At 70.7% G+C, this 11,047-nt stretch carries 6 protein-coding genes; 2 read left to right on the forward strand and 4 right to left on the reverse strand.

Annotated features, from left to right (window positions below):
* The first annotated feature begins 340 nt into the window (after nucleotides 1-340).
* Both ACFWIS_RS39615 and ACFWIS_RS39620 read left to right on the forward strand, forming a co-directional pair.
* On the forward strand, nucleotides 341-1,129 hold the full coding sequence (locus ACFWIS_RS39615; protein ID WP_380454395.1) for a hypothetical protein: 789 nt from the start codon (nucleotides 341-343) through the stop codon (nucleotides 1,127-1,129).
* Nucleotides 1,130-1,927: 798 nt separating this feature from the next.
* Nucleotides 1,928-4,561, forward strand: a complete 2,634-nt coding sequence (locus ACFWIS_RS39620; protein WP_380454394.1) for a hypothetical protein — start codon at nucleotides 1,928-1,930, stop codon at nucleotides 4,559-4,561.
* Nucleotides 4,562-4,892: 331 nt separating this feature from the next.
* On the opposite strand, the gene ACFWIS_RS39625 is transcribed toward ACFWIS_RS39620, so the two are convergent.
* The 4 genes from ACFWIS_RS39625 to ACFWIS_RS39640 all read right to left on the reverse strand — a co-directional run bounded on the left by ACFWIS_RS39625 (nucleotide 4,893) and on the right by ACFWIS_RS39640 (nucleotide 10,900).
* On the reverse strand, nucleotides 4,893-7,238 hold the full coding sequence (locus ACFWIS_RS39625) for a Helicase associated domain protein (RefSeq protein ID WP_380454393.1): 2,346 nt from the start codon (nucleotides 7,236-7,238) through the stop codon (nucleotides 4,893-4,895).
* A gap of 121 nt (nucleotides 7,239-7,359) precedes the next feature.
* On the reverse strand, nucleotides 7,360-8,058 hold the full coding sequence (locus tag ACFWIS_RS39630; RefSeq protein ID WP_380454392.1) for a helix-turn-helix domain containing protein: 699 nt from the start codon (nucleotides 8,056-8,058) through the stop codon (nucleotides 7,360-7,362).
* Nucleotides 8,055-10,271: a hypothetical protein gene (locus tag ACFWIS_RS39635; protein WP_380454391.1), complete on the reverse strand. Its 2,217-nt coding sequence runs from the start codon at nucleotides 10,269-10,271 to the stop codon at nucleotides 8,055-8,057. Before ACFWIS_RS39635 ends, ACFWIS_RS39630 begins: the two co-directional genes overlap by 4 nt.
* Nucleotides 10,272-10,276: 5 nt before the next feature.
* Entirely contained in the window at nucleotides 10,277-10,900 is a 624-nt protein-coding gene (locus ACFWIS_RS39640) for a DNA-binding protein (RefSeq protein WP_380454389.1), read from the reverse strand.
* Nucleotides 10,901-11,047 lie beyond the last annotated feature (147 nt).

The raw sequence follows: 11,047 nt of genomic DNA on the forward strand, positions 1-11,047 counted from the left end.
TGCCATCTGCGGCCCAGGCAGCTGAACATCACCTGTCGGCACGTCGATCCGTGCCGGCCTTCGCCGTGACTGACAGCTAAAGCAACGGCATTGCGGGCGTGCACACCATCGGGCGCAACGTCCACGGGGGACGGTCGACCGCGGCACCGAACGCCTTCCCCTCGCCCCGGCACACCTGCGCCGGGCGCTCCACGGGGACGTGTGTACTATCCTCCGACGCGCCCAATGCCCAACAGTGTCACGGTCGCTCGCCGGAGGGCGGGCCACCGCGAAAGCGCTGGAACTGTGGTGGCATCGGGTCGAACAGGACAGGCCGTGCCGTCGAACGTGGAGTGGTCGAATGCCATCACCGGGGCGCCGCAAGGCCCTCCTCGTCGTGGGCGCCGTCGTCGTCCTGGCTGCTCTGTCCGCAGTGGTGCGCTACGCGGACCGCGAGCCCGGAGCTGACGCGGGGCTGTTCAGCCAGGTGCTCCTCAGCGCCGACGGCCGCACCCTCACAACACCGGTCATGTGGGCACCGTGCCAGGAGGCCGAACCGCGGCTGTTTGCGCGCGAGACGCCGCAGACGGTCGCCGCAGATCTGAAGACCGGGCGCAACGTGGACCAGACCCACGAGTGCCCCTCAGCCGGCCGTCTGGTCAGTCTCACACTCCACGCCCCTCTGGGGACCAGACAGCTGTCGGAGGCCAACACGGGAAAGCCCTTCGTCCCGTTCCCCGCCGCCCGGCTCGCCGACGTCGGCTACCTCCCCCCGGGCTTCACCGCGATATCGGACGTCCCACAGGTCTTCGGCTCCGTGGCCGGACCCTGGACTCCCAACCCGTACAACCGCAGCGACACCGTGCCCTCCTGGACTCGCTACTACGCGACCGTCGGCAAACCCGCGCTGAGCATCACCCAAAACCTCCCCGCAGCCGGCACCAACGACCCGGCACCGGGCACCCAGGCCGGTCCACCGATGTCCGTCAACGGCCACAGCGCATCCCTCGTGTGCGACACGGATTCCGAACGCGCCCTCACCTGGTCCGACGGCGTCAGCACCTTCACCGTGGTGAGCATCGACTCACCCCACGCGGCGCTCTCGCCCTCCGAGCTCCTCCGGGTGGCCAACGGCCTGCGGAACCCCTGAACGGCATGACCATCACCAGCACGCCGGAGCCAGTGGAGTGCCCCGATGCACGCGAGCACCGGAACGTCCTGGTGATCCCGATAATCATCGTGGGTGCGGCGGCCCTGGCCGCCGGTGTCGGCGAGACGGTCCGCAAGCTGCTCCTGAGCCGCTCCGCGCACCGGAGGACACCTTCCGGGCCCTCGGAGCGCCCCGAACCCTCCGGCGGCCCCGCCCCTCGGCACCGCGCCCTTCGACCCGAGGATCCCGAAACCCCCAACGGGCTAGGTTCGGTACGGCGGACCTTGTGACCGTCGCAGCTCGTTGTACTGGTCATAGGGCGGGAGACCTGAGCAGGGACGAGTGCGAGCGGCTGAAGCCGCACCTGCCGGAGACGAGCGGCAGGGCGGGCCGGTGGGCCGGCCATCGACGGGTGATCAACGGGATCCTCTACCGGGCGCGCACCGGCACCCCGATCTCCGGGGCCTGCCACACACCGTCCGGGCGCACCTTGCGCCGCCCGCCGGGCAGCAGGAACTCGACCTCAGTCGCCCAGTCGGTGACCGATCCGATCCCGCCCGCCGAGTCGGGGAGATACCCAAGGCGGGCGTGCAGCAGCGTGACCTGCCCAAACGGTACGGCCCGCGTGGCTGAGGTGGTGACCGAGTTGCTCCCCTGAGCAAGGGTGCAAAGCTGGAGTTATCCGGGACTCCTGTCGGAGGGAGACCAGCTATGTTTCCCCGTCGCGGATGGCTCAGCAGAGCGGATCGCTCGTCACTTCCCTACCCGCACCGAGCACCCTGGGATGTCTCGACCCTCGTGCTGGCAGCAGCCTTGTTCGCGTCGCTGTGGTGGATCGGGAGCAGCCATCACGCTTGGGCGGTCTCGAAGGGCTCGCCGGGCTGGGTCCAGGGGTTGTCACGCTTCCTCGCGCAGTTAGCCGGAGGGCTCGGGTGGCTGGTGGCCGGCGGGAACAGCCCCGAGGTGTGGGGGATCCGATGCGGTTGGCTGGTCGTGCTGCTGCTGCTCCTGTGGGCATGGCGCCGGGCGATGATCGCTCACAGTGCGTACAAGCCGGGCCCGGTTGACGTCCAGACCTTGGTTGCTGCTATGCCGGACGAACAGTCCAAGCCTCCAGTGGACGGCCTGACTGCTCAGTTCCGCAAGCAACTGTCGGAGACCGAGCTGTACGCACCGACCAATCTTCCAGCCGAGACCCCAGCCGACAACTTCCTGGACCTCCTCGGTGACGTCAGCCTCGACCCCAAGAACCTGCCAACGAGCCTGCTGAGTCTGACCAGCCGCTTGCGGCCCCGAATCGCCTACCGGGTCAGCGGTGTTCTTACAATCCGCGACGAGAGCCCCCGCTTCGGGCTCACAGTAACCCTCACCTCGTACGCAATGCGGGGCAGCCGGGCCGAGACCTTCTGGGAACCGAGCTGGGATCAGGCGACACGCAAGGCCGGCTACTGGGTGGTGGCAGCGCTCCTGCCGGTGACCCGCGCCGGCCGGAAAGCGCCGTGGCGCGACTGGCGCGGCCGCAATCTTCCACCCGCCCTGTTCGCCGACTACCAGCAGGCGCGGGAACACAGCCAGGAACGCAACTTCGACGGCGCGCTGGAAAGCTACTACCGGGCCGTCCGCAGCGATCCGGGCAATATGCACCTGCGCAACCAGATCGGTGCCACCCAGGAGAAGCTGGGCCTGTACCTCGACGCGCTGGAGACCTATCACGGAGCACTTGCGATCGGCCGGCAGGGCAGCGTCAAGGACATCAAGCGGCTGTGGGCAGGGCCCTGGAGCTGGCGCCGGATCTACTACCAGCGGTTCCTGTGGGGGCAGCCCGGAGCGCTGCAAGCTCGCTACCGGCTCGCCGTCGTCCTCGGCACGTCGGAACTGACGGCCACCCAGTGGTGCAAGACCGAGGCCCCCTCGCAGGCACGGACAGTGGCCCGTGAGCGGATCCGGAAGACTCTCAGACCAGCTCTAGTCGAGCGGTACTGGCGTGCAGTGCGCGACCTGTGCCCCGACAAGTCGACGGATGACGAGCTAAAGAAATGGCTGGAGGAGAAGCTCACGGTCAAGTCCACCGACGAGAGTCAGCGCGCAATGGTCGCGCTGATCTTCCAACGGGCATCCGCCCTGGAGATGTGCCGACTGACCGAGGACTACCCGATCGGACGGCTCTTCCGGCGCTTCCGCCACGACGAGACCTCCCTCACTCGATCCGCGCTGCGGATCAACCGGGACGTGTGGGCACCACTGCGACTGGCCCAGGCATGGCGAAAGGCCCCCGTCCCCCGTGGGGTCCAGATTCTGCCCACCCAGGCAGTACTGCGCTGGCGCAACGGCGTCGACGAAGCCGCCAGGCGAGCGGAGAAGTGGGTGGTGGAGGCGCGCGATGTGGGTGACCTGAAGAGGGCCGTGCGCAGGGCGAAGCGCTACGGGTTCAGGGAATGGCAGGGCTACTACAACGCGGCCTGCGCTTACGCGGTGGCGATGAGAACCTGCAAGCCGGAGGACCGTCAGACGCTCGCCGACCTGGCCTGCCACGAGCTGAAGGAGGCCACACGGAGAGCCGAGAGTGGCTACACAAGGGTTCGGCGGACGTGGCTTCTGTTCGACGACCCGGACCTAACCGAACTACGGCAGACAAACAGCTTCACCCGCTTCGGACGGGAAGTATTCCCGCACCCGCTGCCCGACCTCCCCAGCTACGAGGAAAAAGCCGCACCGGAAGGGCGGGAGGGCCGGGAGGCCAAGGCCACCACACCGACCGATGTCGAGATGACGGCCTACGACCGGGAACTCCTCAAAGAGATCGGCGGGGTGATGGAGCGGGTCTGGCATCGCCGAAGCGCGCAGGCCCCTGCCAACCTGCACACCGTCCACGAGTGGTTCGCCAAGGAGCAGCAGGTGTGGAACCGCGTCGACACCGTCTCTGCGGCTGAGGCACGAACCTGGTTCAACCGCAGGAAGCTCGTCGAGGCAGTCCAGAACGCCGCTGACGCCGCACTCCAGTCGCGCATAGAACTATCAGCAGCCGTCTCCGAGTTCGACGAACTCGTCACCTCCCGCATGAACCAATCGGATAAGGCGTGGACGGAACCGGTTAAGACCCGCGACCAGTTGTGGCGCCTTCCGCGCCTCCTCGACACCGAACTTCAGGAACTTCATGGCCAGGTGAAGGAAGGGGCACGATTGTCGCCGATCAGCCGCAGCATCCAGCTGCGCCAGGAAGTCGACGCCTGCGACTCCTCCGGGTTGGCGGCTCTCTCCAGCATCACCGTCGATCCGATCTGCACCCGTTATGCCGCAGTCTGGCAGGCCTTCACGGCCCTCTTCTCGGACGAGACCGACTTCACCACGGATAATCCCGACGGCTTCGACGGCTTCGACCAAGCCCTTGAGCGGCTCAACGAACCGGTGCGCCTCATCGCACTGGGCAGATGAACGGAAACCGGACGCTTTGTCTGTCACGCCCGGGTCGGGCGAGAGGTCTCTGGTGAAAAAGGTCCTCTGCGGTGTGGCGTCGACGGGATCGTCGAAACTGCGCACCCGTGGCTACGACACGGGCCACGGCCAAACCGGCGTGTCGAGCGGCTCTAGTGATCGCCACGCCCCACCTGGCCGCGAACGCGGCTCTTACCTGGTGACGTCATGATGCCGTCTGATGGGATCTATGTGGCTGTCCGAGGCTGGCTCGTGCACCTGCGCAGGAGCGAGGTACGGGCGGCCGTCCCGGCCTGGACGGCGCAGGTGCAGACGGCGGGCGCGGGGCGGGTCAGCCTGTGACAGTCTCGGCGTGCCGGGTGAGCGCGTCCATGAGCGCGGTCTGGTGGTCGGTCAGCTTGCCCTCAGTGCGGGCCTTGTCCTGCTTGCGCAGCCACGTGCCGGGCCGGAAGGCCGGGTCGTCGCCAAGGCCGGTGCGGTTCGCGGGGCCGTCGAGCGTGCCGCCAGCGGCGAGGTAGGCGAGCAGGCGGCGGTAGGAGCGGTTCCAGTCCGGCTCCAGGCGCCACAGCTCGTCGAGGGCGTCGAGCTTGGCCACCTGGTCGGTGGTGAGGTTGTCGGCCTTGCGCTGGCGGCGCATCCAGGCGCCCACCGCGTAGTCGTCGAGCTTCGCGGTCGCCGGGATCGCGAGGTGGCCCTGCTGGTGGTGGAACGCGGCGGCATAGGCGTAGCCGCGTTCCCAGGCGTTGGCGTTCTTCGACCAGATCATGCCGAGCGCGTCCAGCTCGCTGACCCGGGCGGCGTCGAGCAGGCCCTGGCCGCCCAGGTGGCGCTGGCGGGTGAGCCAGGAGATCAGCTCCGTGTGCTTCTCGCGGTCGGCGGGGTCGAGGTGGCCGTGCTGGAGGTGGAAGACCGCCGCGACGGCGTGCATCCGCTGCCACTCGACCGCGCGCGGGTTGAACGCCCGCAGCTTCACTGTCTGCAGAATCTGCGCCGCGTGGTGCCGGGCGTTGATCTTCAGCCACTCAATCGGCGATTCCACTGGCGCCGGCTGCTCGCTCGCCCCGGCCTCGGCGGCCTCGCCCTCGGCCGGCTTGGCCGCGGTGGTGTGTGCGGTGTGCTGGGCGCGCTTGCTGCGCAGCTCGGTGATCCGGCCGACCACCCGGGCGTCGTGCGCCGCCAGGGCCCGCAGGACACGCCAGATCGTGCGGAAGGAGGAGGCCTCGATCTCGGCGTCGGCCTCGGCCTTCACGGCCTCGCCGGCGTCGTGGACCTCGGACGGGTCGGCAGCCGCCGTGTCGTCGCCCACCTCGGGCGAGGGGAGGTAGACCGGGATGATGACCCAGCTGACCTTGCCCTGCCGGTAGGACTGGCGCAGCGCCCGGCCGACGGCCTGGACGATGTCGATGACCGAGCTCTTGGGGTCGGCGAAGCAGATGGCGTCCACGGCGGCCACGTCGATGCCCTCGTTCAGCAGGCGCGAGTTGCAGATGATGCAGCACTGCTCGCCGTCCTCGCCGGTGGAGGCCTTGAAGGTGGCGAACGCGGCTCGGCGGTCTTTGAGCCTGTCGGTGCCGGCCACGGCGAGTGCCGTCAGCCGCTCCGGGCGGTCCGCGTCCTTCAGCAGCTCCGAGGTCTCCAGCAGGGTGTTCGCGAACTCACGCGCCCCGCTGACCCGGGAGTGGAAGGTGATGACCCGGCGCAGGTCGAGGTCGGCAATCGCGCGCAGCACCGCGATCTGCAGGGCCAGGCGCAGCAGCTCCTCGTTCGAGCGCTGGGAGCGCAGGTCGGCGACGGCCGGCAGGCGGAGCAGTTCGCGCAGATCCTCGTCCGTGACCACCGGCACGAGCACGCGGTAGTCGGCGAGGTAGCCGTGCTCGATCCCCTGTCCGAGCGTCCAGGTGAAACAGGTCTTGCCGTAGATCCGGGTGTCCGTCATGGAACAGAGCGCGGGCAGCTTCTCGGCGCCGTCGGCGTCGGCGAGGTCGGCCAGGCCGTCCTTCGCGCGCCGGTCGTCGGCGATCCGCGGGGTGGCGGTGAAGTACAGCCGGCGCTTCGCCGGGACTTGGGCGTCGTCGTGGACGGCCGCCCACGCCTTGCCCTCCGCGCCGGCGGTCCGGTGGGCCTCGTCGATCACCACGAGGTCCCACATCGGGAGGCCGCACAGCCGATGGGCCTGGACGATCCGCTCCAGCGAGGCGTAGGTGGCGTACACAGTGACCGGCTCGCCCGCCTTCGCGGAGGCAACCAGGTCGGCGATCCGGGCGGCGGAGGTGGTCACCTGGGCCTGGATCCGGCCGCCGGCCTCCGCGCTCTCCAGCGCCTCCTCCCGCGAACACGCCGCCACCGCCAGCCCCCGACGGCCGCCCCGCAGGGACCAGGCCTCCGCGGTCTGCTCCAGCAGCTCGATCGTCGGCACCAGCACCAGCACCCGGCCCTTCGCCGCCAGACGCCGGGCGCAGCCGACGGCGATCAGCGTCTTGCCGGAGCCGGTCGCCGCGACCACCGTGGCCCGGCCGCCGTCCTTCACCTCGCGCACCGCGGCGGCGACGGCGTCCTTCTGGAACCAGTGCAGCGGCAGCGGGTTGAGCGCCGCGGACGGCTGCGCCGGAACCGGCTGCCCGGCCTCGGCCCGGAACACGGCCGGCACGTCGGCCTCGGTGGCGGTGGTGGTCTCCACGGCGGTGCTTCTCCTTCGGATGCTGAGACGGCGGGGCGGGGCAGTCGGTGCTGTGGAAGGGTCAGGGACGGACGGCCTCTCCCCGGGGCCAGGTCATGGATGGGGAGAGGCCGCATCGGTCCTACTCGGGGATCCAGCCCCTGACCTCCAGATACGCAATGTCTGCGTCCTCGACGGCGCGGCCGGTCTCCACCAGCCAGGCCCGCATCGCCTCGGTCACGTCGCCGTGGTGATCGGCGACCCGCTGGGACCACTCGGCGGCGTCGAAGCCGCCCGTCGAGGCGGAGCCGTAGGTGCGCTCCTCGGTCCCGTCGGAGCGGGGGATGAACCCGCGCCGGATGCCGCCGGAGTCCTGCTCCGACCCGACCGAGTAGACGTACTGGTTGGCCTTCATCCGGACCGTGAACGCCAAGCGGCCGCCGGCCCGCCCGGTCTCGTGCACCACAGGCGCGAGGTGCGAGGCGCCGGACTTGATGGCCGCCTTCCCGGCCCGGCCGGCCATCGACCCGCCCGCCTCGCCGACGACGTCCTTGCCCCGCACCCTCGCCTTCTGCCCCGTCTTCGTGCGGCGCCGGGTGGTGTTCGCCTCCGCGATCCCGGACAGCGCCTCCTCATCGCGCTCGCCGCCGCGCACCGCGCGGACGACCTGGCGTAGCGCGTTCACGAAGGCCGTGCCCTTGCCCTTGGTGAAGAACTGCGACACCAGGCTCGCGTCGCGGCCGAGCATCTTCGCGACCTGGCGCTTGGTGTAGCCCTGGTCGATCAGCTCCTGGGTCAGGCGCGCGGCCTCGTTCGGCTGGTTCGGGTCGGCCGGGCTCACTGCTCATCCCCCTTCGCGGCGAGTTCGGCGCGGCCCAGGCCGCGCAGCTTGAGGTACTGCTCCTGGCTGGTCGGGTGCGGCACTGGACCTGTCAGGTGGCCCTTGAGGAGGTAGTCACCCGGCTCGCCCCGGTACGGCCAGGGCTGGCGCTCCGTCAGCGCGATGCCGTCCGTACCGAAGTACACGACCGTGCCGGGCTTCGCGTGCAGCGCCCCGGCGTAGCCGATGACCTCCTTGCCCTGCCGGTACTTCATGTCCAGCAGCGCCGCCCGCGCCCCGGACCAGACGTAGGCGGCCCACTCCGGGTGCGCGTACGGGTCGCGGGAGAACCCGGCCTGCCGCTGCCACGTCACCACCTCGCTGTCCTGCCCGAGGATCTCGACCCCGGCAGGGAGCGCCTCGCCGACCGGGGTCGTGCCGGAGACCAGACGCGGGCGCTGGGCGAACCCGCCGAGGCCGAACAGCAGCACCGACCGAACGGCACGGCTGGCGAGGTAGGCGGCGGTGCGCTGCCGCTCGTCGCCGTGCAACTTGGAGAGGTTGGTCAGGTCCGCCCACGCAGCCTTGAGGCGCTTGCCCCACTCGTCCAGCGGCTTGCCGTCCTCGAACAGCAGGCCGCCGAGGATCTCGACCTTCCACGACATCAGGTGGTTGGACAGCGCCAGGTGGACCTCCGCGCCGCCCGCCCACGTGGTGAACGTGGTGCCCGGCTCGGACGGGTACACCCAGGCCCGGTCACCGGTCACCGGGGCCGGGAGCAGGCCGACGTGGGTCCACCCGGCCGGGACGGTCACGCTCACATTCCAGTGCGAGCAGGACATCAGCGCCTTGGTCTGCTCCTGCTCGGTCATCGCCGCGAACGCGGCCGCGGTAATGCGGCGCGGGGTGCCGACCGGCGACTTCCACAGATGCTTCGCGTAGGCGAAGGTCCGGTCGTACTCCACCAGCGCCGGAAGCTGCTCCGGCACCCGCGGCGGCAGGATCAGCTCGGTGCGGCCCTGCCCACCGGTGGCGTGCAGCAGGCCCCGCAGCTCCTCCGACAGCACCGGGTAACCCCCGGCCCACTTGCCCGTGGTCGGGATGGTCCGCGACCACAGGTCCCGACCCGTCTGGCTCGGGGAACCCATGAGCACGGCGTCGTCCCAGTGACGGCGCAGCGCCTGCCACAGCAACCGGAAGGCGTCCCGGCAGGTGACGACGTCGGCGCCGTCCGGGTCGAACCACTCCCCCATGCTCCGGATCTCGGTGGTCCCGCTGTCCGGCGCGGCGGCCGGTGCGTAGCGGCCGACAGGCTGGCGCTGGTGGACGAAGTGGCCGGCGAGCTTGTCCCGGCCGGACCCGACGGCGGTCGTCCACCGCTCCGAGGGCGTGTTCAGCCAGGCCGCGACCGCGTCCTTGAGGGTGGAGTACCGCTCGGCGCCGTCGTGCCACGGGGCGCCGGCGGTGACGTAGACCCGCTCGGTGCCCGGCGCGGCCTGGAGGACGGCGTCCAGGATCTCGCCCGGGGTACGGGCACCGAGGTCGAGCCGGACCACGCGGTCGCGGACCGCGAGGTCTCCGGTCGCGGCGTCCAGGAACACCGTGCTGCGGGCCTGCTGGACAAAGTTCGGGCGCTTGGAGACCAGGCCGGTCGTCACGGCCTCGAACCGCGCACCGGCCGGGCCCTCGGGGAGAGTGGGCAGCTCGCGCGGCCCGGCCTCGACCACCGGACGCGGCGCGGCAGCGACCGAGGCGGCCGGGACGACCGGCGCAGCGGCGGCGGGAGCGGCTGGAGTGGGCTGCTCGGCGACGGCCTGGTCCTCGACCTCGACCGAGGCCGCCGGGACCGGCTGCTCGAGTACGGCGGCGGGGCGGGTGAGTGCCGGGGCCACCGCGACGGCGGGCTCAGCGACCGGCGCGGGCTCCGCCACGGGCGCCGGGACGGACGCGGCGGCGGCCTGGTCCTCGACCTTGGCGGCGCGGACGGCGGCCGGGGTCGGGTCCAGCAGCGGAGCGATCCGCACGACGTCTCCGATCGACAGGCCCGAGGCCTTCGCGATGGCGTCGGCCTTCGCGCCCTCGTACCCCGCGAGTTCGGTGATCCGGCGGGCACGCTGCTGGTTGAGCTTGTCGAGCGCGGCCTGCGCGGCCGCGACCGTCTTCTCGGCCTTGCCGATCTCCTCGCGCAGCGGGCGCAGCTCGGCGACCTTCGCGGTGTACGACTTACGGTCCATCAGGCTTACTCCCCCTCCGTGTCGGGCTGGTCGGTGGTGGTCGTGGTGGTGACGTAGGCGATCGGGCCGCCGGACACCGACGGAAGGCGGGTGCCGAGCAGCAGGCCCGCCAGGCGCGCGTCCTCAGGGTCGGTGGGGGTGGCGGCGTTGGCGGGGGCGGTGAGGTCGGTCAGGTAGCCGGCCAGCCGCGCCTTCGGGAAGCGGTAGCGCCCTGCGGTGCCGACGGTGCCGTCGGACTCCCACTCGGTGAGGCCGGTCAGCACCGCGACAACGAACCCGGCCACCGTCACCGGCAGCACTCCGCCGGCCGCGACCCGGGCCGGGTCGCACCGCCACCAGCCCGACAGCGCGGCCAGCAGCTGCGCCTCGTCCAACCCGGTGCCGAAGCCGATCCACTCCCGCTCCGGCTCGTCCACCTTCGCCGGGGCGTCCGAGCGCAGCACCGCCACCTCGGCCGCACCGAGCACGGCCAGGTCGGCGGCGGGCCGGGCCTGCAACTGCTGGAGCGCGGCCAGCGGGAACACCTGCCGGCCGACATCGCGCACGCCCGGGACCACACCGGTGGCCATCAGCTTCTTCACCGTCGGAATCGAGCACCCCAGCGCCGTCCCGGCTTGACCGGTCGTCACGAACACACCCAGACCTCCACGCCTATTCATCTAACTTGAAACGCTAGGCCGACTCTATGCCTCCCCACTGACACTGTCCACGCCTTTTTAGTAAGTCGTACAAGCATGCCTGCATGGCGGCGGGCCCCGGTCACCGCTGTGGTGACC

It is taken from the genome of Kitasatospora sp. NPDC127060 (assembly GCF_042724935.1).
Lineage (GTDB): Bacteria > Actinomycetota > Actinomycetes > Streptomycetales > Streptomycetaceae > Kitasatospora.